We start from the raw sequence: 26,980 nt of genomic DNA, 5'->3' as shown, positions 1-26,980 counted from the left end.
CTATGACCCAAACCACCACATGGGAGTACGCGACGGTTCCGCTGCTCACGCACGCCACCAAACAGATCCTCGATCAATGGGGAGCCGATGGCTGGGAGCTGGTGGCGGTGCTGCCCGGCCCAACCGGTGAGCAGCACGTCGCCTACCTGAAGCGTCCGAAGTAGAAGTAAAGGGTCTTGATTCTGATGAACGCTACATCCCGGCTCGCCGAACTGGGTATCACGCTTCCGCAGGTGGCGGCGCCGCTGGCGGCCTACGTCCCCGCGGTACGCACCGGCAATCTCATCTACACCGCGGGGCAGCTGCCCTTGGAAGCCGGAAAGCTCCTCGGCACCGGCAAGGTCGGCGCCAACGTCACACCGGAGGAAGGTAAGGCGCTGGCGCGCGTCTGCGCGCTCAACGCGCTGGCCGCGGTGAACTCGCTGGTGGACATCGATTCGGTGACCCGGGTGGTCAAGGTCGTCGGGTTCGTCGCCTCCGCGCCGGGCTTTCACGGTCAGCCCAACGTCATCAACGGTGCCTCGGATCTGCTTGCCGAGGTGTTTGGCGACAAGGGCGTGCACGCGCGTTCGGCGGTCGGTGTCGCGGAGTTGCCGTTGGACGCCCCGGTAGAGGTCGAGCTGATCGTGGAGGTCGGCTAGCCGCCGTGTCCGAGACAGCTGGGTCGCTGACGCATCCTGCATACGGCCGGTTACGGCCGGTCACCGACCTTGCCTCGGTCCTGGTTGCCGATAACCCGGGTCTGCTGACCCTGGAGGGCACCAACACCTGGGTGCTCCGCGGCCCACGCAGTGACGAACTGGTTGTCGTCGATCCCGGGCCGGCCGACGACGAGCACATTGCCCGAATCGCCGCGCTGGGCCGCATCGCGCTGGTGCTGATCAGTCACCGCCATGGCGATCACACCGACGGCATCGACAAGCTGTTCGAGCGCACCGGTGCGCCCGTGCGCGCCGCCGATCCCCAGTTCCTGCGCGGTGACCCGGTGGCGTTGAGCGACGGTGAGGTCATCGATGCCGGCGGGCTGAAAATCACCGTGTTGGCCACCCCGGGACACACCGCGGACTCGCTGTCGTTCGTGCTCGAGGATGCCGTGCTCACCGCCGACAGCGTGTTGGGGCGGGGGACGACCGTCCTGGACAAGCAGGACGGCAGCCTGTCCGAATACCTGGAATCGCTGCATCGGCTCCGCGGTCTGGGGCCGCGCATGGTCCTGCCCGGCCATGGGCCGGACCTGGCCGACATTCGGATCGTCGCGCAGGGATACCTGGCGCACCGCCAGGAGCGGCTCGAGCAGGTTCGCTCGGCGCTACGGGAGCTCGGCGAGCAAGCCAGCGCTCGCCAGATCGTCGAACACGTCTACGTCGACGTCGACGAGAAGCTCTGGGATGCCGCCGAGTGGTCGGTTCAGGTGCAGCTGAACCATCTGCACCAAGCCGGGAGCCCGTCCTAGCGGGCTCGGCGGGCCAGCCGTTCGGAGTCCGAGATGAGCACGCTCTTGCCCTCCAGGCGGATCCAGCCCCGATGTGCGAAGTCGGCCAGCGCCTTGTTGACCGTTTCCCGGGAAGCGCCCACCAGCTGGGCGATCTCCTCCTGAGTCAAGTCGTGGGTGACCCGCATGGCGCCGCCCTCTTGGGTGCCGAAGCGCTGCGCGAGCTGCAACAGCTGCTTGGCCACCCGGCCGGGCACGTTGGTGAAGATGAGGTCGGCCAGGTTGTTGTTGGTCCGGCGCAGCCGGCGGGCCAGAACCCGCAGCAGCTGCTCGGCGATCTCCGGCCGATCGGCGATCCATGCCCGCAGCGCGTCGCGGTCCATTGACACCGCCCGCACCTCGGTGATTGTGGTCGCGCTGGAGGTCCGAGGTCCGGGGTCGAAGATCGACAACTCACCGAACATGTCGGACGGTCCCATGATGGTCAGCAGGTTCTCCCTGCCGTCCGGCGACCTACGTCCGATTTTCACTTTGCCGGCGACGATGATGTACAGCCGATCACCGGGCTCACCTTCAGCGAAAACCGTGTGTCCGCGGGGGAAGTCAACGGGCTGCAGTTGTTTGGTTAATGCTGCGACCGCGCCGGGTTCAACCCCTTGGAAGATTCCTGCCCTTGCCAGGATCTCGTCCACGTTGCCTCTTCAGCTTTCCAACGAAGTGATATGGGCGGGCCAATCTGTTGACCGTTGCCGAGTCTAAAGGTTATGCCAATCAGTACGACGTGCCAACGCTACACACGATTCACGTGTCGGGTCGACGTAAACTGCGGATTGGTCCGCAACTGGGCGTGCAGGTGGTTGAACGCGCCTTCCACCCCGGGCACGGCGTGATGCTTCCCGGTCAGGGCCCTTGGTGCCGAGGCGTCGCTGAGAGCCAGCGCTTGGCGCCGATGCAGATATTCCAATGCTTCGGGCATCCCCTCGCGGGCCAACGTGCGTACGTCGACGGCCCGAGCGTGGTCGAGAAACTCGGCGACGTCGGAAGCGCTCACGGTGTCGTCGGACAGCGCTACCTCCAGCCGACCCAGACCGAGCGTCGTCAGAATCAGCAACGCCGGAATACCCGCGACCAGCAACCATGACACAAGGAGAGTAAACACGGCTTCGAATCAACACCAGGTCTCAGCGAGATCACGAAATCAGTACTCTGTCGTAGGTGAGCGTGGCAAAGGCGTCTGGGGAGTCCAAGCCCACCGCGAATGCGTCCACCCCCAAGTTACCCAAGCGCTGGTCCGAAGAGACCCGGACAGCCTTGGTGCGGCGGGCGCGTCGGATGAATCGCAAACTGGCACAAGCGTTTCCCCACGTGTACTGCGAGCTGGACTTCACCTCGCCGCTGGAGTTGGCGGTGGCCACGATTCTTTCGGCGCAGAGCACGGACAAGCGGGTGAATTTGACGACGCCGGACTTGTTCGCGAAATACCAGACAGCGCTGGATTACGCCCAGGCCGATCGCGCCGAATTGGAAAACCTCATCCGCCCCACTGGTTTCTACCGTAACAAGGCGAACTCTCTCATCGGCCTCGGGCAAGCTCTCGTCGAGCGGTTCGACGGCCAGGTGCCGGCCACCATGGAGGAGCTGGTGACGCTGCCCGGGGTCGGGCGCAAGACGGCCAACGTCATCTTGGGCAATGCCTTCGACGTTCCCGGGATCACCGTGGACACCCACTTCGGCCGACTGGCGCGACGGTGGCGCTGGACCGCCGAAGAAGACCCGGTCAAGGTGGAACACGCGGTCGGCGAGCTGATCGAGCGCAAGGAGTGGACGCTGTTGAGCCACCGGGTGATCTTCCACGGTCGCCGCGTCTGCCACGCTCGCAAACCGGCGTGCGGCGTGTGCGTGCTGGCCAAGGATTGCCCCTCCTATGGGCTCGGTCCCACGGAGCCGCTGCTCGCCGCGCCACTCGTGCAGGGTCCGGAGACCGAGCACCTACTGGCCATGGCCGGGCTGTGACCGCGCGATAGTGCCGGAGCTGACGCGGCTGACACCTGGGGCTCGCTGGACCATTGCGGTGCTGGCGGTAGTGGTCGCGCTGATAATCGCGTTGGCCGCCCAGCTGCGTGAGGGTTCCGGGCCGGCGGGGCACACCGGTGCGCCGGTCGCGCGTGAACATCGTGATGCTGACACGCCGGCTGCCCTGGCCGGGCCACGACGGCGCGCGAACCTGCCGCCCTGTCCGGCCGGCGGCGCTGGTCCCGGCCCGGCCCGGTTGCAGGGTGTGGTGGTGGAATGCGCGGCCAACGGTGCGCCCGTCGATGTCGCCTCCGCCGTGGCCGGCCGCCGGGTGCTGCTCAATCTGTGGGCGTATTGGTGCGCGGAGTGCACGGCCGAATTGCCGGCGTTGGTCGAGTACCAGCGACGCGTTGGATCCGAGGTGACCGTGCTGACCGTTCACCAGGACGAGAATGAAGCCGCCGCGCTGGTGGAATTGGCCGACCTCGGCGTTCGGTTGCCGACCCTGCAAGATGGCCGCCGCAAGGTGGCGGCCGCGCTGGGGGTCGCGAATGTGATGCCCGCGACTGTGCTCCTGCGGCCGGACGGTAGCGTGGCCCAAACCCTGCCGCGAGCTTTCGGCAGCGCCGACGAGATTGCGGCTGCGGTCGGAAACCCGGCGTGACGAGCGCTTGGCCTAACCTGCCCGACCGGCCCGACCAGCCCGACAAGGAGGCACCGGTGAACGCGACCGTTGCCCTGACTCCTGAGGTCGGTCCGTCCTGGCTGCGCCCACTGGTCGACAACATCGATCGGGTGCCCGATGCGGTTCGGCGGCGGCTGCCGGCCGACGTGTTGGCGATGGTGACCGCAGCCAGCTCGACCGCATCGTTGCGTCGCGACGAGCGCGATGCCGCGGTTCTGGTGCTGTTCTCGGGTCCGGAGTCGGCCGACGGCCGGGTGCCCACCGATGCCGACCTGCTGCTGACGGTGCGAGCGTCGACGTTGCGCCACCATGCCGGTCAGGCGGCCTTTCCCGGAGGTGCGTCCGATCCCGGCGACGACGGGCCGGTTGCCACCGCCTTGCGTGAGGCCCACGAAGAAACCGGGCTCGACGTCAGCAGGCTTCATCCCCTGGTCACCATGGAGCGGACCTTCATTGCGCCCTCGCGCTTCCACGTCGTTCCGGTCCTGGCCTACTCGGCCGATCCCGGTCCGGTGAACGTCATCAACGAGGCCGAAACGGCGATCGTGGCGCGAGTTCCGGTCCGAGCCTTCATCAATCCGGCCAACCGGCTGATGGTGTACCGGCGTACGTTGAGCCGGCGCTGGGCCGGACCGGCGTTTCTGCTGAATCAAATGCTGGTTTGGGGATTCACTGGCCAGGTGATTTCGGCAGTGCTTGATGTTGCGGGGTGGTCGGAGCCCTGGGATACCAGCGACCTGCGTGAGCTGGATGACGCGATGGCGCTGGTCGGCGAGCAGGGTGGGCTGCGATGAACTCGATGACCCCGTCACAGTGGCTGGACATCGCCGTCTTGGCGGTCGCCTTCATCGCCGCTGTCTCCGGCTGGCGCTCCGGCGCTCTGGGCTCGATGCTGTCCTTCGCCGGTGTGCTGCTGGGTGCGATCGCGGGTGTGTTGCTGGCGCCCCATATCGTCAGCCACATCAACGCCCCGCGGGCAAAACTTTTCGCCGCGCTGTTCCTGATCTTGGGGCTGGTGGTGGTCGGCGAGGTCGCCGGCGTGGTGCTGGGACGGGCCGTCCGCGGCGCGATCCGTAACCGGCCGATTCGAGTGATCGACTCCGTCATCGGGGTCGGAGTGCAGCTCGTTGTGGTGCTGACCGCGGCGTGGTTGTTGGCGACGCCGTTGACACAGTCCAAGGATCAACCGGAGCTGGCGGCGGCGGTCCGTGGTTCGCGGGTACTGGCTCAGGTCAACGAGGTGGCGCCCACCTGGCTCAAGACGGTGCCCAAGCGACTCTCGGGGTTGCTGAACACGTCGGGTCTGCCGGCCGTCTTGGAGCCGTTCAGTCGCACCCCGGTCATTCCGGTCGCCTCGCCAGATCCGGCGCTGGCGCGAAATCCGGTGGTCGAGGCCACCGCGCCAAGCGTGCTCAAGATCCGCAGCTTGGCGCCGAGTTGCCAGAAGGTGCTCGAAGGCAGCGGCTTCGTGATCGCGCCGGACCGGGTGATGACCAATGCCCACGTGGTGGCGGGGGCCAACAGTGTGCAGGTGTTTGCCAGCGGCAAGCCGCTGGATGCCACGGTGGTCTCCTATGACCCCTCGGTGGACATCGCGATCCTGGCCGTGCCGGGTTTGCCGCCGCCACCACTGATCTTCGCCGAGCGGGAAGCGCCAACCGGTACCAACGTGGTGGTGCTGGGTTATCCCGGCGGCGGGAATTTCACCGCGACTCCGGCCAGGATTCGCGAGGCCATCCGACTCAGCGGCCCCGACATCTACCGCAACCCGCAGCCGGTGACCCGCGACGTCTACACCATCAGGGCCAACGTGGAGCAAGGTGATTCGGGCGGGCCGCTGATTGATCTCAACGGCCAAGTGCTTGGCGTGGTGTTCGGCGCGGCGGTCGACGACCCGGACACCGGGTTTGTCCTCACCTCCGGCGAGGTGGCCAGTCAGCTGGCCAGGATCGGCGCTACCGAGCGCGTCGCCACCGGATCCTGCGTCAGCTGAGCCGCGCGTCGCGGGTCTGCTCGAAAAACCGCATCAGGTGCCGGTTGATCTCTTCGGGCGCTTCCTCATGGCTGTAATGGCCCACGCCGGCGACCGACACGTAGCGTCCGTGCGGTGCATAACGTTGGGTGCGCTCCACCGGGGCGGCCAGGACGTAGGGATCGGCGTCGCCGCGTAGGTGCAAGATGGGGACGCCGGGGCGTTGATTCATGGAGCGCATGAATCGGTGGCCTTCCCCGCGTAGCTGGCTGCGCACCGCCCAGCGCTGGTACTCCAGTGCGCAGTGCGCGGCGGCCGGGATCTGGATGGCCCGCCGCAGATAGCCGATGCTCTGCGAGAAATCTTCCGAGGCCGCCCATTTGGCGCTGGTGCGGCTGCGGATCAGCCGTTCGATTTCCTCGGCGTTATCCCGGGTCAGCAAACGCTCGGGCCACAGCGGCACCTGGTAGCGCAACAACGTCGGCAACAGCGCGCGCCCCTGATCGCGCCTGGTCAGGGTGGATCGCCGCAGCGCGGCCGGGTGCGGTGAGCTGATCAACGCGATGGCGCGCACCAATCGGGGATGCAGTAGCGCGGTGGTCCAGCAAGCCAGCCCGCCGTCAGCGTGGCCGACCAGGGTGGCCGAGGAATGTCCGAGCGCACGGATCAGTCCGGCCGTATCGCCGGCCAGGGTCCAGCCGTCATAGCCGCGGGGCGGTTTGTCGCTGCCGCCGTAACCGCGCAGGTCGACGGCGACCACCCGGGCACCGGTGAGCCCGCGCAGCTGATGACGCCAGGACCACCAAAACGACCCGAACCCGTGCAACAGCATCACCAGGGGCTGGGTGGTGCTCGGTGCGTTATCGCGCTGGCCGGCCGGGACGGCCTCGACCACATGAAACCGGATGCCGTTGGCGTGGATGTCCAGATGGCGCCATGGCCCGTCGATGCGGGTGATCGACGGATCTGGTGCGGGCATTTACCAACCCGAAGGATCGGTGACCGGCTTGCCGGGCGCGGGGGCGGAGGGTTCGACCGCGATGGACTTGTCGTGGCCCGGAATCAGCGCGGTGCGGGTCTCCTTGACCGACTCGATGGTTTGTCGTGGTCCTCGGATCCGGCGGACTTTCAAGAAACCCAGCAAGGCGAGCATGCCAGTGGTCAAAACCATGAGGCCGAACACGATGAGAAACGCCACCCAACGCCATAGCCAGGTGTCGAGCAACTCGGCGAGGAAAAAGAACAAGAAAAAGGTGGAGTAGAACAGCACCACCAGGGCGGCGATGAAGAAAACGCTGCCCGTCAGGCCCTTCTTGACATCACGCGTGATCTCGGCGCGCGCCAGTTCCACCTCGGCCCGCACCAGCGTCGACATCTGAGTTGTCGCGTCTTTGATCAGGTCGCCGATCGACGGCTCAGCCGGCATGGCATGCGGGTCCGCCAACGGAATCGTGGTCAGCGTGCTGGGCACACCGTTCTTGCGATCAGGTTTGCTCACAGACGGTCCTCTCGATTTGACGGCCGCGGTTTGGCGGTCGTCGCGGATTATGTTGCCATGCGCTTCGGTGCCGTACGAGGCGAGTCGATCACCGCGCGGGACGGGGCCGGATCAAGCCGGTTAATTGACGCTTGCGCACCATTCCAACAGCAACGGGGCAGGTCCCGCGATCATCTACACTGGCGCATCTGTTCTGATGTTTGACCAGCCGACGGGAGTACCACTTTGCAGACGGCACACCGCCGCATTTCGTCGGCGATCGTGACCGTGCTCTTGGCCCTTGTGTTCGGGCCCGCCAACGCCGCGGCTGCCGACGACAAGGTTCCGTTGGGTGGCGGTGCCGGCATCGTCGTCAACGGGGGCACTTTGTGCACCCTGACCACCATCGGGCACGACAAGAACGGCGATCTCATCGGTTTCAGCTCCGCGCACTGCGGGGGTCCCGGCGCCCCGGTCGCCGCCGAAGGGGCCGAAGACAAGGGCGTGGTGGGCACCATGGTTGCCGGCAACGACAGCCTTGACTATGCGGTGATCAAGTTCGATCCGGCCAAGGTGACACCGGTGGCCAACTTCAACGACTTTGCGATCAACGGCATCGGCCCGGACCCCACCTTCGGGCAGATCGCGTGCAAGCAGGGCCGCACTACGGGCAACTCCTGCGGGGTGACCTGGGGGCCGGGCCAGGATCCCGGAACCATCCTGATGCAGGTCTGTGGCGGCCCCGGCGACTCCGGGGCGCCGGTGACGGTCAACAACATGCTGGTCGGGATGATTCATGGCGCGTTCAGTGACAGCCTGCCCACCTGCATCACCAAATACATCCCGCTGCACACCCCCGCCGTGGTGATGTCGATGAACGCCGACCTGGACGACATCGCGGCCAAGAACCGGCCCGGATCGGGGTTCGTCCCAGTACCGGGCTGAGGCCTGAGCTATTTGGCGGCGTTGCGAATCGCGTCGAACACCGTGGGATCGAGCAGTGTCGAGGTATCGCCGAGCTCACGCTTTTCGGCGATGTCACGCAGCAGCCGCCGCATGATCTTGCCGCTGCGGGTCTTGGGCAGCTCCGGCACCACGTGGACCTCCCGTGGGCGGGCGATGGGCGAGATCGCCTCGGCCACCTCGGCGCGCAACTCGTCGCTGGTCCCGTCGTGCTGCTCGTAGTTGCCGCGTAGCACGACGAACGCGCAGATGGCCTGCGTGGTGGTGTCGTCGACCACCCCGACGACCGCCGCCTCAGCCACACCCGGGTGACCGACGAGTGCCGATTCCACCTCCGCGGTGGAGATGCGGTGCCCGGACACGTTCATCACGTCATCGATACGGCCCAGCACCCAGATCGCCCCGTCGGAGTCGAGGCGGGCCCCGTCCCCGGCGAAGTAGTAGCCCTTGTCCTCGAACTTCGACCAGTAGGCGTAGTGGAATCGCGCGGGGTCGCCCCAGATGCCGCGCAGCATCGATGGCCATGGCTGGTCCAGGACCAGGTAGCCGGTGACGTGCGTGCCCTCATCGGTCTCCGGGGCCAGCGGATCGCCATGATCGTCGACCACCTTGGCCGAGATGCCGGGCAGCGGAGTCATCGCCGACCCGGGTTTTGCCGCCGCGATCCCGGGCAGCGGTGAGATCATCGCCGAGCCGGTCTCGGTCTGCCACCAGGTGTCCACAATCGGCGTGTTTCCGGCGCCGACGACGTCGCGGTACCAGCGCCAGGCCTCGGGGTTGATCGGTTCGCCGACCGAGCCCAGCAGCCGCAGGCTGGACAGGTTATGTGCGTCCGGGATCGCGCGGCCCCATTTCATGAAGGTGCGAATCAGCGTCGGGGCGGTGTAATAGATTGTGACACCGTATTTTTCGATGATCTGGAAGTGACGGTGTTCGTCGGGCGTATTGGGGGTGCCCTCGTAGAGGACCTCGGTGATGCCGTTGGCCAGCGGACCGTACACGCCATAGGTGTGGCCGGTGACCCAGCCGATGTCGGCGGTGCACCAGAACACGTCGGTCGCGGGCTTGACGTCGAAGATGGTGTGCACCGTGTAACAGCACTGGGTGAGGTAGCCGCCGCTGGTGTGCACGATGCCCTTGGGCTTGCCCGTGGTCCCCGACGTGTACAGCAGAAACAGTGGCTGCTCGGCGTCGAAGGGCTCCGGTGTGTGTTCGGGTGACGCCGAGTCGACGACGTCATGCCACCACAGGTCGCGTTCGTCGTTCCAGGACACGTCGATTCCGGTGCGCCGCACCACCAGGACATGCTCGACGGGGCTGTCCGGCTGACTGACCGCCTCGTCGGCCGCGTCCTTGAGCGGAGCCGGATGGCCGCGACGGAACTGCCCGTCGCTCGTGATCAGCAGCTTGGCCTGGGCGTCGACGATCCGGGCGTGTAGAGCGTTGGCGGTAAAACCGCCGAAGACCACGCTGTGCATGATTCCCAGCCGCGCGCAGGCCAGCATCGCGATCACGGCCTCGGGGATCAACGGCAGATAGATGGCGACCCGGTCGCCGGCCACCAGGCCGAGGCCGGTCAGCGCGTTGGCCGCCTTGGATACTTCGGCCTGCAGATCGGCGTAGGTCAGCGTGCGGCTGTCCTCGATCGGCTCGCCTACCCAGTGGATCGCGACGCGATCCCCGTTGCCGGCCTCGACATGGCGATCCACGCAGTTGTAAGCGACGTTGAGCTTGCCGCCGACAAACCATTTGGCGAACGGCGCATCCGACCAGTCCAGGACCTCACCGAATGGGGTGGCCCAGGACAACCGGTCGGCCTGTTTGGCCCAGAATGCGAGCCGGTCCTCTTCGGCCTCGCGGTACAACTCGGCGAGGGCGTTCGCCTGCTCGATGAACTCGGCCGGGGGAGGGTAGGACGACGGTTCTTCAGCACTGGTGGCGGTCACTGGCGGGTCTCCTATGTTGAGCTTCATCGAGCTCTTCTTCGCTCGGCGTGAGCCTAACTCGCCGAGATGTAAATGCCACTGATGGCCTGGGGGAACGTCGCCGCGATATCGCCAACGCGCCGATCGCCATCAGGACGGCACCGATGACAATGAGCCGGCTGCCCGGCGCTCTACTCGGCGGCGCCGCGGGGGCCAGTATGGTCGCTGTCATGCGGCGGATGCGGGCCACCCTGGCAGTCGTCGCCGCCGTGTTGCTGGCGGTCTCACCGGTGGTGGCCTGCGGCGGCGGCGTGCTCAGCCCCGATCTGGTGCTGGTCAACGGTGGGGAGCCGCCGAACCCCCTGATCCCGACCGGCACCAACGACAGCTACGGCGGTCGCATCATCGACCGCCTGTTCGCCGGCCTGGTGTCCTATGACGCCAAGGGCAAGCCGTCGCTGGAGGTGGCGCAGTCGATCGACACCACCGACAACGTCAACTACCGGATCCTTCTCAAACCCGGCTGGAGATTCACTGACGGCTCACCGGTAACCGCGCATTCGTTTGTCGACGCCTGGAACTATGGGGCGCTGAGCGCGAATGCACAACTGCAACAACACTTCTTCAGCCCGATCGAGGGATACGAGGAGGTGGCCGGTGAGCCGGGGGAAGGAAAGCCGACCACGATGTCGGGATTGCATGTGGTCAACAACCGGGAGTTCACCGTGCGGCTGCGCGCGCCGACCATCGATTTTATGTTGAGCCTGGGACATAGCTCGTTCTATCCACTGCCCGAGGCCGCCTTCAAGGACATGGCCGCGTTTGGCCGCAACCCGATCGGCAACGGCCCATACCGGCTGGACAGTGGCGGCGAGGAACCGGCGTGGGAACACAACGTCAAGATCGACCTGGTGCCCAATCCGGACTACCGGGGCAATCGCAAACCCCGCAACAAAGGGCTGCGCTTCGAGTTCTACGCCAACCTCGAAACCGCCTACTCCGATCTGTTGTCCGGCAATCTCGATGTCCTGGATACGATTCCGTCCAGCGCGCTCACCGTCTATGGGCGCGACCTCGGGGACAACGCCACCAGCGGCCCTGCCGCGATAAACCAGACCCTAGATACGCCGTTGCGGTTGGCACATTTTGGTGGGGAGGAGGGGCGGTTGCGCAGGTTGGCGCTGTCGGCGGCCATCGACCGGCCCCAGATCTGCCAGCAGATCTTCAACGGAACCCGCAGCGCCGCGCGCGATTTCACGGCCCGGTCATTGCCCGGATTCGACCCCCACATTCCGGGTAACGATGCCCTGGACTTCAACCCGCAGCGGGCGCGGCAACTTTGGGCGCAGGCCAACGCGATCTCACCGTGGAGCGGCAGCTACGCCATCGCCTACAACGCCGACAGCGGCCATCAGGAGTGGGTGGACGCGGTGGCCAACAGCATCAAGAATGTGCTGGGAATCGACGCGATGGGTGCGCCGCAGCCCACCTTCGCGGGTTTGCGCACCCAGATCACCAACCGAACCATCGACACCGCATTTCGCGCGGGGTGGCAGGGTGACTTTCCCTCGATGATCGAGTTCCTGGCTCCGCTATACGGAACCGGTGCGGGATCCAACGATGTCGGCTATTCCAGCCAGGAGTTTGACGACGCCCTGGCGGCTGCCGCGGCCGCGCCCACCCTGCAGGAGGCCGATCGGCTGGCCAATGTCGCGCAGCGAATCCTCTTTCACGACATGCCAACGATCCCGCTGTGGGACTACATCGCCGTTGTCGGGTGGTCCACCGAGGTCAGCAATGTGCAGGTGACGTGGAACGGTCTGCCCGACTACGAGAACCTCGTCAAGGCCTGACATGGTTTGGTACGTAGCTCGCCGGATCTTGGCGATGGTGCCGGTGTTTCTCGGCGCGACACTGCTGATCTACGGCATGGTGTTCCTGCTGCCCGGGGATCCGTTGGCGGCCATCGCCGGCGATCGGCCGTTGACGCCCGCGGTGGCGCAGCAGCTGCGCGCGCGCTATCACCTCGACGATCCATTCCTGGTGCAGTATGCCCACTACCTGGGTGGTGTCCTGCACGGCGACCTGGGCCGCGCATATTCCGGGCTGCCGGTCAGTGCTGTTCTGGCGCATGCATTCCCGGTGACCATTCGGCTGGCCTTGATCGCGCTCGCGGTCGAGGCCGTGCTGGGGATCGGCTTCGGGGTGATCGCCGGATTGCGCCAAGGCGGCATCTTCGACGCTACGGTGCTGCTTACCGGGCTGATCATCATCGCGGTGCCGATCTTCGTGCTGGGCTTCCTGGCGCAATACCTCTTCGGTGTGCGACTGGGGCTGGCGCCGGTCACGGTCGGGGCCAGGACGACTTTGGACCGGTTGCTGTTACCCGGGATGGTGTTGGGTGCGGTGTCATTCGCCTACGTGGTGCGGCTGACGCGGTCCGCGGTAACCGCCAACGCCCATGCCGACTACGTCCGCACCGCGACGGCAAAGGGGTTGTCGCGGCCCCGGGTGGTGACGGTGCACATTCTGCGTAACTCACTGATCCCGGTGGTGACGTTTCTGGGCGCGGATTTGGGCGCGCTGATGGGCGGCGCGGTGGTGACCGAAGGCATTTTCAACATCCACGGTGTCGGCGGGGTGCTGTATCAGGCGGTCACCCGGCAGGAGGCGCCGACGGTGGTGTCGATCGTGACGGTGCTGGTCATGGTTTATCTGCTCACCAATCTGCTGGTGGATCTGCTCTACGCGGCGCTGGACCCACGGATCAGATATGGCTGAGCTCGGGGGTTTTTGGTTCGATGTCCTCGGCGGCTTGCGGCGGCGGCCCAAGTTCGTCATCGCGGCCGTCCTGATCGTGTTCATTCTCGTCGTCGCCGCGTTTCCGTCCCTGTTCACCGGGATCGACCCTAGCTACGCCGATCCCAGCCAGAGCATGTTGAGCCCGTCTACGGCGCATTGGTTCGGCACCGACCTGCAGGGCCATGACATCTACGCACGCACCGTCTACGGAGCCCGCGCCTCGGTCGTGGTGGGACTGGGTGCGACGGCGGCCGCGTTCATCCTCGGCGTGACGGTGGGTGCCCTGGCCGGCTACTACGGAGGCTGGCTGGACGCGGTGGTTTCGCGCATCACGGATATCTTCTTCGGTCTGCCTCTGCTGCTGGCCGCGATCGTGCTCATGCAGGTGATGCATCACCGCACGGTGTGGACCGTGATCGCCATCCTGGCGTTGTTCGGCTGGCCGCAGATAGCCCGGATCGCCCGCAGTTCGGTGCTCGAGGTGCGCGGCAGCGACTTCGTTCTGGCCGCCAAAGCATTGGGAATGAGCCGGTTTCAGATCCTGTTGCGCCACGCGCTGCCCAACGCGATCGGGCCGGTGATCGCGGTAGCCACGGTGGCCCTGGGCATCTTCATCGTCACCGAAGCCACGCTGTCATACCTCGGGGTGGGCCTGCCGCCGACGGTGGTGTCCTGGGGTGGCGACATCAACGTGGCGCAGATGCGACTGCGGGCCGGCTCGCCCATCCTGTTCTATCCCGCCGGTGCGCTGGCGGTGACGGTGCTGGCCTTCATGATGATGGGTGACGCGTTACGCGACGCCCTGGATCCGGCATCACGGGCGTGGCGGGCATGAGCACCGCGGCGGCCCCGCTGTTGTCGGTGCACGGCCTGCAGGTCCGGTTCGGCACCGACGAACCCGTGGTTGCCGGCATGGATCTGAGCGTTTATCGCGGGCAGACCGTTGCGGTGGTGGGAGAGTCGGGATCCGGCAAGTCCACCGCGGCCGCGGCCGTCCTGGGGCTGCTGGCCCCCGGTGGCCGAATTACCGCTGGCCGCATCATTTTCGACGGACGTGACATCACCTCGGCGGACCGGCGCGTGATGCGCACCATTCGGGGCCGCGAGATCGGCTACGTTCCCCAGGACCCGATGACCAATCTCAACCCGGTTTGGAAGGTCGGCTTTCAGATCCGGGAGGCATTGCGGGCCAACACCGATGGGCGCGACGCGCGACGGCGCACGGTAGAGCTGCTGGCCCAGGCCGGGATGCCGGACCCGGACAAGCACGCCCAGCGCTACCCACATCAACTGTCCGGCGGCATGTGCCAGCGCGCCTTGATCGCCATCGGGCTGGCCGGCCGGCCCGCTTTGCTCATCGCTGACGAGCCGACGTCGGCACTGGACGTCACCGTGCAGCGTCAGGTGCTCGACCATTTGCAGCGCCGAACCGACGAGCTCGGCACCGCGCTGCTGCTGATCACCCACGACCTGGCGCTGGCGGCCGAACGGGCCGAGTCGGTGCTGGTTGTCCATCACGGCGTGGTGGTGGAATCCGGTACCGCAAGCGACATTCTGCGCAGTCCGCAGCACGAATACACCAAGCGACTGGTGGCCGCCGCACCGTCGTTGACGGTGCGTGACCCGCGCCGAGCGCCGGCGAGGGGCCCGGTTCCTGGCGGGGCGGACCAGCCCGCCGGTGGTTGCGGCGACATCCTGAGCGTCTCGGAATTGACCAAGATCTATCGGGAGTCCCGGGGCGCGCCCTGGCGGCGCGGCGAGTTTCGGGCCGTCGATAGCGTGTCGTTCCGATTGCGGCGGGCGAGCACCTTGGCCATCGTGGGCGAGTCGGGATCGGGCAAATCAACGGTCGCGCGCATGGTGCTGGGTCTGCTGCAACCGACCTCGGGCACGGTGTCCTTCGACGGAGCCCGAATCCAGCCGGACAAGTTGGATCGCGACGCGCAGCTGGCCTTTCGGCGCCGGATACAGCCGGTGTTCCAGAACCCGTACAGCAGCCTGGATCCGATGTACTCGGTGTTTCGCGCCATCGAGGAACCGTTGCGCATCCACCGCGTCGGCGACCGTGCGCAGCGCCGGCAGATGGTGGCCGAGCTCGTCGACCAGGTGGCGCTGCCGTCGTCGGTGTTGGGGCGGCTGCCCCGGGAGCTGTCGGGTGGCCAGCGGCAACGCGTGGCGATCGCCCGAGCGCTCGCGCTGCGCCCCGACGTGCTGGTGTGCGATGAGGCGGTCTCGGCGCTCGATGTGCTGGTGCAGGCCCAGATTCTGGATCTGCTGGCCGAATTGCAGGCGGACCTGGGCCTGGCGTACCTGTTCATCAGCCATGATCTGGCGGTCGTGCGGCAAATCTCCGACGACGTCCTGGTCATGCGCGCCGGTCAGGTGGTGGAACATGCCCCAACGGAGGAAGTATTCACCCGGCCCGGCGCGCAGTACACGCAGCGCCTGCTGGAGGCCATTCCAGGTGGCCCGGTGGCTCCCCGCTAGGTTGACATGCTGTGACTGCTGACCCGCTGGCCGCGCTGATGGAGCTCCCCGGCGTCGGTGACGCCAGCGACCGCGCCCGCGAAGCGCTGGGGCAGGCGCACCGGCATCGGGCCAACCTGCGTGGCTGGCCGGTGACCGCTGCCGAGGCCGCGCTGCGCGGGGCCCGCGCCTCCTCGGTGCTCGACGGTGGTCCCACGCGACTGGAAGATTTGGTGGACGCGTCCGCCGGTGACCCCGTGGTCAATGATCCGGTCTTCGGGGGCGCGCTGCGAGTGGCGCAGGCGCTCGAAGGCGGCGCGGGGCCGTTGGTCAGCGTGTGGCAGAAGGCGCCGCTGCAGGCGCTGGCGCGTCTGCACATGCTGGCCGCCGCTGACCTGGCGGCCGACGGCGGGTTGGGCCGCCCGCGCGCCGACGCGGGCATCGGGCCTCGTCTGGAACTGCTTGCGGATCTGGTGACACGACCGACGCGAGCGTCGGCGCCCGTTATCGCCGCGGTCGCCCATGGAGAGCTGTTGACGCTGAGGCCGTTTGGCACCGCCGACGGCGTCGTCGCCCGCGGGGTGTCGCGGCTGGTGACCATTGCGACCGGACTGGATCCGCACGGACTCGGGGTGCCCGAGGTGAGTTGGATGCGACAGCCCGTTGGCTACCGCGATGCCGCGGATCGATTCGCCGAGGGCACGCCCGCCGGGCTGGCGGCCTGGTTGGTGCTGTGTTGCCGAGCGATGGAGGCCGGGGCACAGGAGGCTCTGGCGATCGCAAACTCGGTGCCGCGTAGCTAGCCGTTGATAGCTGGCGCCCCGCATTTGCGCCGCAATTGCACCGAAATAGGAATTGTTCCAGAAATGCAATGCGGGCGGCGACCGAAAGGATTTTCGAATCGCCGCCCGCCAACACGGATCTCGGTTACCAAGCGTGCATTTGTGGGCTGCGTGGGTTGGCCTCGGCGCTTTTGCGACCCTTCTGGCTGCAGCCCCACCCAAAGGGCCGCCGGTACCATCTGAATTTCGCAATTACGCAGGCCCGCAACACTTCTGCCATTATCGCGGCTATGACTCCGCGTGGGTTCCGGGGGCCGTGCTGGGTGCCCGGGTCGGGAGGACGAACCTTCTCTTCCGGTTCGACCTTGGCTTCACCGGGCTGCCGTGACTCCATTTCTACTACTGGAGCCTGGGCGCAGCAAGGCCTAATTCATGAAAGTTCTGCAACGACTTATTTTTCGGGCGCGCAAAACGTTTGCTCGAGAGGTAGCTGCTGGCGCCGGGACGTCGGTGCTAGAAAGCGAAGCGGCGCAGCAACAGGTAGCTGACCGCTCCGGCGGCCAGTGCGCTGATTCCGACCGCGGCGCTAGTGGCGATCGCGGCGCCCGACGGTGCCGGGATGCGATCACGCAAAGACACTGGGCGAGAGAAGGACAACACCGGCCAACCCCGCTCCATGGCTTCCCTGCGCAAGCCGCGGTCGGGGTTGACCACCGAGGGGTGGCCGACGGCCTCGAGCATCGGCAGATCGGTGATCGAGTCGGAGTAGGCGTAGCAGTGTTCCAGCGGATAGCCCTCACGGGCGGCCAGCTCGCGAATCGCCTGAACCTTGCCTTCGCCGTAGCAATAGAAGGCGACCTCGCCGGTGTACTTACCGTCCGCCACGACCATCCGGGTCGCCATCGCGTGGGTGGCGCCCAACGCGCGGGCGATCGGGCCCACAATCTCCTCGCCGGAGGCGGAGACCACCACGACGTCACGTCCACACAGTTTGTGGCCGGCTATGAGGTCTGCGGCTTCGGCGAACACCAGCGGCGTCACGATGTCGTGCAGCGTCTCGTTGACTATCGACTTCACCTGTTCCGCGTCCCAGCCGGTGCACATGTTGGTCATGTGGGTGCGCATCCGGTCCATCTGGTCATGGTCGGCGCCGGAAAGCAGAAAGATGAACTGCGCATAGCTGGATTTGAGCACGGCTCGTCGGTTCATCAGGCCCTGCGCGAAGAAAGGTTTGCTGAACGCCAGCGTGCTGGATTTGGCGATGATCGTCTTGTCCAGGTCGAAAAACGCCGCGGTGCGGGCGCGCGCAGGAGGCTTTTCCGGTGACTGCGGTGAGTCTTGCTGCTGCGCGGCCGGGTCGGAGACGGTCACCAGACCAGCATAGGTGTGCGGTCTGTCGAGCCGTGATCGCGCCGTCCGCGACGGCGATTGACAATGAATGTTGTCGACGTGTTGCCCTTATTTGTACGGCTCAAGCCGCATTTTTCGATTTGCACCGATACTTGCGTTAATCCAGTCTGGCATGTGTATAGTAAGCATTACTCGGCCACGAGCCGAGGGTGCATCAGTCCGACCCCCCGGGGCTGAAGCACGACGACCTCCGCCTCCTCCCCCCCTGGCGGGGGTCGTCCCTTTTGTGGGGTAAAAAATTTTCGCCTCCGTCACTCCAACGCCTTGCGGCACCCGTTTTGGCGCCGTCTGGGGAGTTGCGGAGATTCTCGAAGTGCTGGTGGTCCGGGCCGGCTCGGAGCCGGGCGGCCCGCGCGATTGTGCACAGCTGCGTCTCTTTCCACAAATTCGCGATTGACCCTGGTGGGCACGGGCGCTCGGCCGGCACGGTAGCTGAGTGACCAAGCCACTTCATCCCGCGACCGACAGCGCCGGCGTGTTGGCGATGCTTGTCGACCCGAAGCTGCGTGACGAGCTGGATCGAGTCGCCGCGGCCGTGGGCGTTCGGATCGTCCATGGCGACGGTCGCAAACCGGTGACGCGAAAGGCGTGGTCGGCCGCTGGCGCCGTGGTGCTCGATCCCGCGGCAGCGCGGGGTTTGAGCCAAGCCACCTTGCCCCGGCGCGCCCACGTCTGCCTGCTGACCGGAGCTGAGGCCGGGACCGATACCTGGGCGACCGCCGTCGCGATCGGCGCCGGCGCCGTGTTGCAGATGCCCGAACAAGAGGGTGAATTGATCCGCGAACTCGCCGAAGCGGTCGAGGCAGCGCGGGACGAGGGTCTTGGCGGCGAGGTCGGCCAGGTGATTGCCGTCATCGGAGGCAGTGGCGGAGCGGGGGTTTCGTTGTTCGCGGCCGCCCTGGCCCAAAGTGCCGCCGATGCTCTGCTGGTTGACCTGGACCCCTGGGGTGGGGGTATCGATCTGCTGATGGGTTGCGAAAACCTCCCCGGCCTACGCTGGCCGGACCTGTCCTTGCAGGGCGGACGGTTGGCCTGGTCGGCCGTGCGCGATGGCCTGCCGCGGCACCGGGGGATAAGCCTGCTGTCGGGTACCCGGCGCGGCCAGGAGTTGGATTGCGGTGCGGTTGGCGCGCTCATCGACGCCGGTCGCCGCGGTGCAGTGACCGTGGTCTGTGATCTTCCCCGACGGCTGACCGACGCCGTGCAGGTCGCACTGGACCGCGCCGATCTCGTCGTGCTGGTCTGTCCCTGCGACGTACGCTCCTGCGCTGCCACCGCAACGATCGTTCCGGTGCTTGCCACGATCAATCCCCACCTGGGACTGGTGGTGCGCGGGCCGTCGCCGGGCGGGTTGCGGGCGGCGGAGGTGGCCGATATTGCCGGGGTGCCTTTGCTTGCATCGATGCGAGTGCAGCCTCGGCTGGTCGAGCAACTCGAACACGGCGGACTGCGATTGCGGAGGCGATCGCCGCTGGCCGCCGCGGCCCGCCGGGTGCTCGCGCTACTGCCGAATTCGACGGCGGTACCGGGCGGTCGGGCCGCATGAACGGACCACTGATCGAACGTGTCCGTGAGCGGCTGACGACCGAACCCGGGCCGCTGAGACCCAGCGTGGTGGCGGCGGCGATCCGCGCCGAGTCTGGCGGGATGCTTGGCGACACGGAGGTGCTCGCCAATCTTCGGGTGCTGCAGACCGAGCTGACCGGTGCCGGCATTCTCGAGCCTCTGTTGTGTGCCGACGGCACCACGGACGTCCTTGTCACCGCGCCCGACGCGGTGTGGGTTGACGATGGAAACGGGCTGCGCCGCAGCGAGGTTCGATTCGCCGACGAGGCGGCGGTGCGGCGGCTGGCGCAACGGCTGGCGTTGGCGGCGGGACGCCGGCTCGATGACGCGCAACCCTGGGTGGACGGACATCTCGGTGGGATCGGTACCGGTGGACTGACGGTGCGGCTGCACGCCGTGCTGCCACCGGTGGCCGCCGCCGGCACCTGCCTGTCGCTGCGCGTGCTGCGGCCCACCACAGTGGATCTGGCGGCGCTCATCGCCTCCGGCGCGATCGCCGAGCAAGCCGCCGAGCTGGTCGGTGAAATCCTTGCCGCGCGTCTGGCATTCCTGGTGTGCGGGGGTACCGGTGCCGGAAAGACGACCCTGCTCGCCGCGATGTTGGGAGCCGTCGCCGGCTTGGAGCGGATCGTGTGCGTCGAAGACGCTGCGGAGTTGGCTCCGAGGCACCCACACCTGGTCAAACTGGTGGCCCGCTGCGCGAATGTCGAAGGCGCCGGCGAAGTCACGCTGCGCCAACTCGTCCGCCAGGCGCTGCGGATGCGGCCCGACCGCATCGTCGTCGGCGAGGTTCGGGGAGCCGAAGTGGTGGACCTGCTCGCGGCGCTGAACACCGGACACGAGGGCGGCGCGGGCACCGTGCACGCCAACAGCCCCGGTGAGGTTCCGGCTCGGCTGGAGGCGCTGGGCGCCCTGGGGGGCTTGGACCGCGCGGCGCTGCACAGCCAGCTTGCCGCGGCGGTGCAGGTGCTGCTGCACGTCACCCGCGATCAGGGCGGGCGGCGCCGGCTCAGCGAGATTGCCGTTCTACACAGGGCCGAAGACGGTCTCGTTGCGGCGGTGACCGCGTGGCACGCGGACCGGGGCATGGCGCAAGACGGCGGCGCCGTGTTGCGCGGCCTGCTCAGCGGGCGGGGGACGCCATGACCGGTCTGGTGCCGGCCGCGCTGATGGTTGCGGCCGCGATCGCCGTGCTGTCGGTTCCGGTGCGGCGCCGGATCACCGTCAACGATGTTCGTGGGCACTCGAATTGGCTATCCGCAACGCGATGGCTCGGCTGTCTGCTCGCCTGCGCGCTGGCGGGCGCCGTCCTGGTGATGCCACTGACAACCGTGCTTGCGGTCGCGGTGGGGGCGGGGACCGCGAGCCGGCGTCGTCGCCGGCGCCTGGTCCGTGCCCGCGGCGTGCGGGAGGGGCGGGCGTTGGAGGCGGCACTCGAGATTTTGGTCGGTGAGCTGCGCGTGGGTGCCCATCCGGTGCGCGCATTCGGCGTCGCCGCCGACGAAACCGATGGTCCGGTGGCTGCGGCCATGCGTGGTGTGGCGGCACACGCCCGATTGGGTGCTGACGTCACCGGTGGCCTGCGTGCGGCCGCCCGGCGGTCGGCCCTGCCCTCGCATTGGGAACGACTGGCCGTGTACTGGCAATTGGCCAGTGACCACGGTCTGGCCATTGCCACCCTGATGCGGGCCGCCCAACGTGATGTCGCGCAACGTCAACGATTTTCGGCAAAGGTTTCGGCGGGACTGGCCGGCGCCCGCGCCAGCGCGGGCATTCTGGCTGGGCTGCCGGTACTCGGGGTGGTGCTGGGGCAGCTCATCGGAGCCCAGCCGTTGGCCTTCTTGCTCGGCGGGCATCTGGGCGGCTGGCTGCTGGTGGTCGGCCTGGCCCTGGCGGCCGGTGGTCTGTGGTGGTCGGACCGGATCACCGACCGGGTGATGCCATGAGCAGGCCCCGATTGGCAGCGCGCTCATGAGCATTGCCGCAATCCTGTTGGCCATGGCGCTATCGGTCGGGGGCCGGCGCGCGGCGGTGCGGGCACGGCCCAGGACGCCGTCGCACCCGGGTGCGCTTGGGGTGGAACAGCCAACCCGGCCAGCGCGTGGTGAGGATCCGCTGGCGTTCGCATCGTGCCTGGATGTGTTCGCCGTTTGTCTGGCCTCGGGTATGGCGGTGTCGGCGGCCGCCGCGGCGACCGCCCGATCGGCGCCACCGGGGCTCGCGCGGGTGCTGTCGCGCGCCGCCGAGTTGCTGGTGTTGGGCGCCGACCCGTCCGTAGCCTGGTCGGCCCCGCCGGAGTTGCCGCTGAGTTCGGTCGACGGCCACGTAGATGCGTTGCTGCGCTTGGCGCGGCGCTCGGCTTGCTCCGGCGCCGCACTCTCCGATGCTGTCGGCGAACTGGCCGCGCAGTCACGCCACGATGCGACGCACGCGGCCACGGCGGCCGCCGAACGTGCCGGTGTGCTCATTGCCGGTCCCCTCGGGCTGTGTTTTCTACCGGCCTTCGTGTGTCTGGGCATTGTTCCGGTGCTGGCCGGGTTGGCCGCCAAGGTGCTGAATTCCGGTCTGCTGTGACTATCCGGGGAAGGGAATATATTGATGAACAACATTTTTCGGGTGATGCTGGCTCGCCTGACCCTGCTGGCGACCGACGACTCGGGCATGTCCACCGTCGAATATGCTTTGGGCACAATCGCAGCGGCCGCGTTCGGGGCCATCCTGTACACGGTTGTGACCGGAGATTCGGTCGTGTCCGCGTTGACCCGCATCATCACCCGGGCGCTGAGCACCAAGGTCTAGGTACCGATGCCGGGTTCAGCAGTGTTGAAGCGGCCCTGGCGATCGCCTCGCTGGTCGTGGTGCTGGCGCTGTGTCTGGCCGGGATCTGTGCGTTGTCAATGCAATTGCGCTGCGTGGATGCCGCTCGCGAGGCGGCCCGGTTGGCCGCGCGTGGCGACACTGGCACGGCCCTGCAGGTCGCTCGAGCGATTGCGCCGCCGGCCGCGCGGGTTCGGCTGCGAAGAGACGGTGAGCTGGTGCTCGTCTCGGTGGTTGCACGTTCAAAGCTATTGCCGGAATTGGCTATATCCGCTGAGGCGGTCGCCGTCGCAGAGCCGGGATGACCGCGGTTCGGCTACCTTGCTCGCGGCCTCGATGATTGCCGTCTTGCTGTGCATTGCCGGCACCGGTGTGTACCTGGGTGCGGCGATGGTGGCCCGGCACCGGGCTCAGACGTCGGCGGATCTTGCCGCACTGGCCGGCGCGGCACGGCTAAGCTCCGGTGCGGCGCAGGCCTGCGCGCGTGCAGCGGCGGTGGCCCGGGCGATGCGGGTCGGTGACGTCGGATGTGTGGTGCGTGAGCTTGACGTGGTCGTCACGGTCGAGGTGCCGATCGGCTTTGCGGGCGCCGCGCGCGCGGTTGCCAGGGCCGGGCCGATCGATACGCCAGAGCGGGCCCACTCAATTCATCGACAGTGAAATCGGGTCTACTCTGCGGCCGCCGGAAGGCCGGCCTCGGCGAGTTCTTCCTCGCTGGGCAATCGCAGCGAAATCAGTCCGGCGAACGTCTCCGGTTCGAGTTCGATTCGGTTGACCGTGACGTGGACCGGCACCCATTCGTCAGCACCGCGCCCGGGTAGCCGTAGCACCGCGCTGGCCGCCCCTTTCGCGAATTTATCTGTCATGGAAGCGATCACAGGCCTGTCGTCGGGATGAACCCGCGGCCCGTCTTCCTCGCTTCGCCTCCAGTCGTAGAAGGAGCACGGCTCATCGAGCCACTTGAGCAGCGACCAATTGTTCAGGTCAACCAGTGCGCGGTGAACCCCGACTTGCGCAAGTCCGTTCAGTATCCGCCGGGCCAGATCGTCGATCGGCACCACCGGTTCCTTCTGCTCGGCCCGCCAATTGATCGCTCGTGCGACCAGGTGTTCACGGCCGTCTGGGCCCTCTTCCAGGGCGCTGCGTACGGCAAATCCGATTCGGATCGGCTTCCCGCGCCAGTCGGTTAGATCCCATGTGCTGCACAAAGTTTGACCTGGCTCCGGTTTGACGACCATGGCCAGGAACTTGGTCTCGTTCGGGTTGAGCTCCCGGGACGGCAGATCTTCGGCGAAGGCCCGGCCGTAGGTGACTTCGAGGTCCGGATTCTTGCCGCTGTTGGCCAACGACTCCCGGGTGTCGGTTGCCACTCCCAGGGTCAGATTCCACTTGAGGGGGCCTGGCGTTGGCCGTTCGGGCGGCTCCTCGTTGGCGGGACCGGTCCACACATGCACACCATGAATGCGGCCGTCTGACATCACGACTGGTTCGGTGCGGATCACCCGGTCGCTCTTGGGAGTGATGCTGGTCAGGCTCTGCCCAGTCTGTAGCGATTCGGCGATCGCGGTGCGAACTGCGGAAAGGTAGGGGCTGCGGCGCAGGAACTTGGTGATCGGAACGAGACTTTTGAGTTGACGCCCCTGCGCCACCACCGCGGGTTCGTCCCCCAGGGTCTCCACGAGCAGCCAGTCGTGGGTCATAGGCGCAGTCTACTGTTCGCTAGAGGCGGCCACGAGTCGGTGGGTATCCAACGATATTGGAATCCCGTTGCCGCACAGCGCATACCTGCCGACATATCCGGGCAAACGCCACCACGCTGTCCCGGTTGCCCCCGGGCGTGCCCAGCCGGCCTTTGACCAGCGCGAAACTGCAACGTATGCCGCTACCCGGCAATGCAACTCGCCGATGCTGAGCGGCTCGTTGGCCGCGGCGCCGCACGGCCGCAGCGAAGGAAGCCGCTGCGCGTGGTGATTTGCGCGCCTAGTGACATCCGGGTAGTTTTCTGCTGCACCCGCACCGTCGGGGGTGTGAGCGGATTGTGTAAGTCCAGCCGTTCGCTGCACGGGATGATGGCTCATCATCCAGATCGGTGGAGGTCGACCGTCGAGGGGTCGGTCGCCGTCCGCCGGGTGTGCAAGATGACTCGCGAACAGCCGGTATGCCAGTCCTGCGTGGCCGGGCCCCGGTGTTCCTAGAGTAAATCGTCACCCACTTGCGACAGCACCAGTCGCAGTACCTGCATGGCGCCCGCCTTGTCGAGGGGATCGTTGCCGTTACCGCATTTGGGGGACTGCACGCAGGACGGGCATCCGCTCGGGCATTCGCAGGCCTCGATCGCCGACGCAGTGGCTCCCAGCCAGGTGCGCGCCCGTCGAAAGCCGCGTTCGGCGAATCCCGCCCCACCCGGATAGCCGTCATAGACGAAGACACTGGGCAGTCCTTCGGGCCCGATAGCGGTGGAAATGCCGCCGATGTCGCCGCGGTCGCAGCTGGCCACCAGTGGCAGCAGCCCGATCGCCGCATGCTCGGCGGCGTGCAGCGAACCGGGAATCCGGACGGCGTCGACACCATTTCGCAACAGCTCTTCTGCGGCGATGGTGTACATGACCGCGGTCGTGGGCAGCACGTGTTCGGGCATATCCAGCTCGACGAAATCGATCACCTCACCGGAAAGCTGGCGCCGTAGGTAGCCCACCACCTGGTGGGTGACGGTCACTGGCACCAAGCCGACGGTGACGGGCCCGAACTCCAAGCGCTCACCGGATCCGGTGACCGCGATGTCGGTGAGCTCGCGCGCAAAGGTCGCATAGCCGGGATCGGCGGCGTGGACGAAGGCGAGCCCTTCTTCGGTGTCCAGGGAGTCGACGACGTAGCTTTCGCCCTGATGCAGATAAACGGCACCTGGATGCACCGATGCCGGCGCCTGATCGGCTCCGACGTTGCCCAATAGCCGGCCGGTGTCGGCCTCCACGATGACGACCTGCCCACCGATGGAACCCCGGATGTCCACCGCGGCGTGCGGTTGCACCCCCGGTGCCGGAAAGTACTTGTCGCCGCGCCGGCGCAGCAGACCGTCATCGACGAGCGTTTCGACCACCTCGACGGCGCGAAGCTCGTGGACTTCTACCGCATCGAGCGGAAGTTCTGTTGCCGCGCAGAGCAACTGTGGCCCCAGCAAGTAGGGATTGCCGGGATCTATCACCACCCGCTCCACCGGCTTGTCCAGGAGCGCCGCGGGATGGTGCACCAGATACGTGTCGAGCGGATCATCGCGCGCGATCAACACCACCAGCGCACCCTGGCCACGCCGGCCGGACCGCCCCGCCTGCTGCCAGAAGGATGCGACGGTTCCGGGGAATCCGGCCAGCACCACCGCATCCAGCCCGGCGATGTCGACGCCCAACTCCAGCGCATTGGTGGTGGCCAGACCGCGCAGCCGGCCCTCCGTCAATGCGTGTTCGAGACAGTTGCGGTCCTCGGGCAGATAACCGGCCCGATACGACGCCACCGTGTGCGACAACTGGGGCGCAATGTCTTGCAGCCGCGCCTGCGCGCCCAGCGCGGTGAGCTCAGCGGCCCGCCGTGACCGGACGAAGGTCAAGGTCTGCGCTCCCTCGACGATCAGATCGGCCATCACTCGCGCCGCCTCGGTGCCGGCGGAGCGCCGCACCGGGGCGCCGTTTTCGCCGGTCAGGTCGGTCCGCAGCGCGGGTTCCCACAGTGCCACGGTGCGGGCCCCCTGGGGCGACCCATCCTCGGTGACCTCCGCAACCGGCTGGCCGATCAATTCGGCGGCGGTGGCACCCGGTGAGTCCGTCGTCGCGCTGGCGAAGATGACCGTCGGGTGCGCCGAGTAGCGTGCGCACAATCGCAGCAGACGGCGTAGCACCATTGCCACATTCGAGCCGAAAACACCCCGATAGTAATGACATTCGTCGACGATCAGATATCGAAGATTTCGCAACAGGACCGCCCAGCGGGCATGGTTGCGCAATATCGACAGATGGATCATGTCCGGGTTGGAGAACAACCATCGGGAACGCTCGCGGGCAAAGCGGCGCACTTCATCGGAACTGTCGCCGTCATAAGCCGTGGGCGCGACATCCCTAAGTCGTTCAACGTTGGCAACCAGCGCCTGCGCGGTGCGCAACTGGTCGTGGCCCAGCGCTTTGGTCGGCGACAGATATAACACCCGGGCGCGGGGGTCGGCCGCCAGCGCCGCGAGGACGGGAAGTTGATAGGCCAGCGACTTGCCGGACGCCGTACCTGTGCTCACCACCACGTGACGGCCGTCATGGGCCAACTCCGCGGCCGTGGACTGGTGTGACCAGGGGGCGGTGATGCCACGTTGGGTGAAGGTGCGCACGACGTCTGGCTCGGCCCATTGCGGCCAGGCGCTCGGCTGACCCGCACGCGGCGGCAGCTCGGCGACATGGTGTAAAGGATGTTCTCCGGTCGGGGTACCGGCGAGCGCGACGGCAAGCAATTCGCGCCCGAAACTTATCATTTGCAAACCCTTCACAATTCATCGACGACAACGGGCTGTCGCCGACGCCATGAACATGATTGACTAATCGCGGTCGTAGCTTCTGTGTTCGTGTCAAACTTTCGCAGGATCGACGTTGCGGCCGCGGTTCCTGCGAGGTTATCGGTCGGGTGAAGTTCCGGCG

Annotated in this window: 28 protein-coding genes; 20 read left to right on the top strand and 8 right to left on the bottom strand. The window is 66.8% G+C overall.

Annotation, left to right across the window (positions count from 1 at the left end):
* The first annotated feature begins 2 nt into the window (after positions 1-2).
* From CCUG20998_RS25810 to CCUG20998_RS25800, 3 genes are read left to right on the top strand one after another with little or no spacing between them, the layout of a single operon-like run.
* The gene (locus CCUG20998_RS25810) at positions 3-164 is read left to right on the top strand and encodes a Sp36 family protein (protein WP_020730906.1); all 162 of its coding nucleotides are present in this window, start codon (positions 3-5) and stop codon (positions 162-164) included.
* 21 nt (positions 165-185) lie between these two features.
* Positions 186-641, top strand: a complete 456-nt coding sequence (locus CCUG20998_RS25805) for a RidA family protein (RefSeq protein ID WP_011741882.1) — start codon at positions 186-188, stop codon at positions 639-641.
* Positions 642-646: 5 nt separating this feature from the next.
* Positions 647-1,453, top strand: coding sequence for an MBL fold metallo-hydrolase (locus CCUG20998_RS25800; protein WP_012396682.1), 807 nt, complete (start codon positions 647-649; stop codon positions 1,451-1,453).
* On the opposite strand, the gene crp is transcribed toward CCUG20998_RS25800, so the two are convergent.
* The gene (crp, locus tag CCUG20998_RS25795; protein ID WP_103653967.1) at positions 1,450-2,124 is read right to left on the bottom strand and encodes a cAMP-activated global transcriptional regulator CRP; all 675 of its coding nucleotides are present in this window, start codon (positions 2,122-2,124) and stop codon (positions 1,450-1,452) included. The genes CCUG20998_RS25800 and crp overlap by 4 nt on opposite strands.
* 98 nt (positions 2,125-2,222) lie before the next feature.
* Positions 2,223-2,591, bottom strand: a complete 369-nt coding sequence (locus CCUG20998_RS25790) for a hypothetical protein (RefSeq protein WP_012396680.1) — start codon at positions 2,589-2,591, stop codon at positions 2,223-2,225.
* A gap of 173 nt (positions 2,592-2,764) precedes the next feature.
* Between CCUG20998_RS25790 and nth the strand changes: the two genes are divergently transcribed.
* The 4 genes from nth to marP are packed head-to-tail and all read left to right on the top strand — an operon-like array spanning position 2,765 to position 6,123.
* Positions 2,765-3,445: an endonuclease III gene (gene nth, locus CCUG20998_RS25785; protein WP_020730905.1), complete on the top strand. Its 681-nt coding sequence runs from the start codon at positions 2,765-2,767 to the stop codon at positions 3,443-3,445.
* Between the two features lie 10 nt (positions 3,446-3,455).
* On the top strand, positions 3,456-4,109 hold the full coding sequence (locus CCUG20998_RS25780) for a TlpA family protein disulfide reductase (RefSeq protein WP_020730904.1): 654 nt from the start codon (positions 3,456-3,458) through the stop codon (positions 4,107-4,109).
* A gap of 17 nt (positions 4,110-4,126) precedes the next feature.
* On the top strand, positions 4,127-4,924 hold the full coding sequence (locus CCUG20998_RS25775) for an NUDIX hydrolase (protein ID WP_036451171.1): 798 nt from the start codon (positions 4,127-4,129) through the stop codon (positions 4,922-4,924).
* A gap of 5 nt (positions 4,925-4,929) precedes the next feature.
* Positions 4,930-6,123, top strand: a complete 1,194-nt coding sequence (marP, locus tag CCUG20998_RS25770; protein ID WP_020726844.1) for an acid resistance serine protease MarP — start codon at positions 4,930-4,932, stop codon at positions 6,121-6,123.
* Here the strand turns inward: marP and CCUG20998_RS25765 are convergent.
* Complete coding sequence (locus CCUG20998_RS25765; protein WP_015357497.1) at positions 6,116-7,081, bottom strand: alpha/beta fold hydrolase; 966 nt, start codon at positions 7,079-7,081, stop codon at positions 6,116-6,118. The two genes, marP and CCUG20998_RS25765, sit on opposite strands and share 8 nt — an antisense overlap.
* Positions 7,082-7,600 (bottom strand): phage holin family protein, encoded by a 519-nt coding sequence (locus CCUG20998_RS25760; RefSeq protein WP_020730903.1) that lies wholly within the window; start codon positions 7,598-7,600, stop codon positions 7,082-7,084.
* 225 nt (positions 7,601-7,825) lie between these two features.
* Here CCUG20998_RS25760 and CCUG20998_RS25755 point away from each other — a divergent pair, with 225 nt between their 5' ends.
* Positions 7,826-8,524, top strand: coding sequence for a chymotrypsin family serine protease (locus CCUG20998_RS25755; protein ID WP_012396673.1), 699 nt, complete (start codon positions 7,826-7,828; stop codon positions 8,522-8,524).
* Between the two features lie 8 nt (positions 8,525-8,532).
* Here the strand turns inward: CCUG20998_RS25755 and acs are convergent, their stop codons facing one another.
* The gene (gene acs / locus CCUG20998_RS25750) at positions 8,533-10,515 is read right to left on the bottom strand and encodes an acetate--CoA ligase (protein WP_373145730.1); all 1,983 of its coding nucleotides are present in this window, start codon (positions 10,513-10,515) and stop codon (positions 8,533-8,535) included.
* Between the two features lie 170 nt (positions 10,516-10,685).
* Between acs and CCUG20998_RS25745 the strand changes: the two genes are divergently transcribed.
* The 5 genes from CCUG20998_RS25745 to CCUG20998_RS25725 are packed head-to-tail and all read left to right on the top strand — an operon-like array spanning position 10,686 to position 16,538.
* A complete protein-coding gene (locus tag CCUG20998_RS25745) occupies positions 10,686-12,320 on the top strand; it encodes a peptide ABC transporter substrate-binding protein (protein ID WP_036457066.1) in 1,635 nt (544 codons plus the stop codon).
* Between the two features lies 1 nt (position 12,321).
* Entirely contained in the window at positions 12,322-13,248 is a 927-nt protein-coding gene (locus tag CCUG20998_RS25740; RefSeq protein ID WP_020730900.1) for an ABC transporter permease, read from the top strand.
* Complete coding sequence (locus tag CCUG20998_RS25735) at positions 13,241-14,104, top strand: ABC transporter permease (RefSeq protein ID WP_036456739.1); 864 nt, start codon at positions 13,241-13,243, stop codon at positions 14,102-14,104. The genes CCUG20998_RS25740 and CCUG20998_RS25735 overlap by 8 nt, the downstream gene beginning before the upstream one ends.
* Entirely contained in the window at positions 14,101-15,756 is a 1,656-nt protein-coding gene (locus CCUG20998_RS25730; protein ID WP_036456738.1) for a dipeptide ABC transporter ATP-binding protein, read from the top strand. The genes CCUG20998_RS25735 and CCUG20998_RS25730 overlap by 4 nt, the downstream gene beginning before the upstream one ends.
* 11 nt (positions 15,757-15,767) lie before the next feature.
* Positions 15,768-16,538 carry a Fic family protein gene (locus CCUG20998_RS25725; RefSeq protein ID WP_020730897.1) on the top strand — a complete coding sequence of 257 codons (771 nt, stop codon included), beginning with the start codon at positions 15,768-15,770 and terminating at the stop codon, positions 16,536-16,538.
* A gap of 492 nt (positions 16,539-17,030) precedes the next feature.
* On the opposite strand, the gene CCUG20998_RS25715 is transcribed toward CCUG20998_RS25725, so the two are convergent.
* The gene (locus CCUG20998_RS25715; RefSeq protein WP_020730896.1) at positions 17,031-17,888 is read right to left on the bottom strand and encodes an HAD-IB family hydrolase; all 858 of its coding nucleotides are present in this window, start codon (positions 17,886-17,888) and stop codon (positions 17,031-17,033) included.
* Between the two features lie 523 nt (positions 17,889-18,411).
* Between CCUG20998_RS25715 and ssd the strand changes: the two genes are divergently transcribed.
* The 7 genes from ssd to CCUG20998_RS25680 are packed head-to-tail and all read left to right on the top strand — an operon-like array spanning position 18,412 to position 22,970.
* Positions 18,412-19,473, top strand: coding sequence for a septum site-determining protein Ssd (gene ssd / locus CCUG20998_RS25710; protein WP_099052729.1), 1,062 nt, complete (start codon positions 18,412-18,414; stop codon positions 19,471-19,473).
* Entirely contained in the window at positions 19,470-20,639 is a 1,170-nt protein-coding gene (locus CCUG20998_RS25705) for a TadA family conjugal transfer-associated ATPase (RefSeq protein ID WP_020730894.1), read from the top strand. The genes ssd and CCUG20998_RS25705 overlap by 4 nt, the downstream gene beginning before the upstream one ends.
* A complete protein-coding gene (locus CCUG20998_RS25700) occupies positions 20,636-21,439 on the top strand; it encodes a type II secretion system F family protein (protein ID WP_020730893.1) in 804 nt (267 codons plus the stop codon). The genes CCUG20998_RS25705 and CCUG20998_RS25700 overlap by 4 nt, the downstream gene beginning before the upstream one ends.
* Before the next feature lie 25 nt (positions 21,440-21,464).
* Positions 21,465-22,067, top strand: a complete 603-nt coding sequence (locus CCUG20998_RS25695; protein WP_020730892.1) for a type II secretion system F family protein — start codon at positions 21,465-21,467, stop codon at positions 22,065-22,067.
* A 24-nt stretch (positions 22,068-22,091) separates the two neighbouring features.
* The gene (locus CCUG20998_RS25690; RefSeq protein WP_011741860.1) at positions 22,092-22,292 is read left to right on the top strand and encodes a DUF4244 domain-containing protein; all 201 of its coding nucleotides are present in this window, start codon (positions 22,092-22,094) and stop codon (positions 22,290-22,292) included.
* Between the two features lie 35 nt (positions 22,293-22,327).
* Positions 22,328-22,615: a TadE family type IV pilus minor pilin gene (locus CCUG20998_RS28815; protein WP_272890652.1), complete on the top strand. Its 288-nt coding sequence runs from the start codon at positions 22,328-22,330 to the stop codon at positions 22,613-22,615.
* A gap of 31 nt (positions 22,616-22,646) precedes the next feature.
* Positions 22,647-22,970: an Rv3654c family TadE-like protein gene (locus CCUG20998_RS25680; RefSeq protein WP_231608827.1), complete on the top strand. Its 324-nt coding sequence runs from the start codon at positions 22,647-22,649 to the stop codon at positions 22,968-22,970.
* An 8-nt stretch (positions 22,971-22,978) separates the two neighbouring features.
* Here CCUG20998_RS25680 and CCUG20998_RS25675 read toward each other — a convergent pair whose 3' ends face one another.
* Positions 22,979-24,010 carry a PAS domain-containing protein gene (locus CCUG20998_RS25675; RefSeq protein ID WP_012396658.1) on the bottom strand — a complete coding sequence of 344 codons (1,032 nt, stop codon included), beginning with the start codon at positions 24,008-24,010 and terminating at the stop codon, positions 22,979-22,981.
* A gap of 491 nt (positions 24,011-24,501) precedes the next feature.
* On the bottom strand, positions 24,502-26,817 hold the full coding sequence (locus tag CCUG20998_RS25665) for a DEAD/DEAH box helicase (protein ID WP_020730890.1): 2,316 nt from the start codon (positions 26,815-26,817) through the stop codon (positions 24,502-24,504).
* Positions 26,818-26,980 lie beyond the last annotated feature (163 nt).

It is taken from the genome of Mycobacterium marinum, from assembly GCF_003391395.1.
In the GTDB taxonomy this organism is placed as follows: Bacteria; Actinomycetota; Actinomycetes; order Mycobacteriales; family Mycobacteriaceae; genus Mycobacterium; species Mycobacterium marinum.
This window is presented reverse-complemented; position numbering and strand designations above follow the sequence as displayed.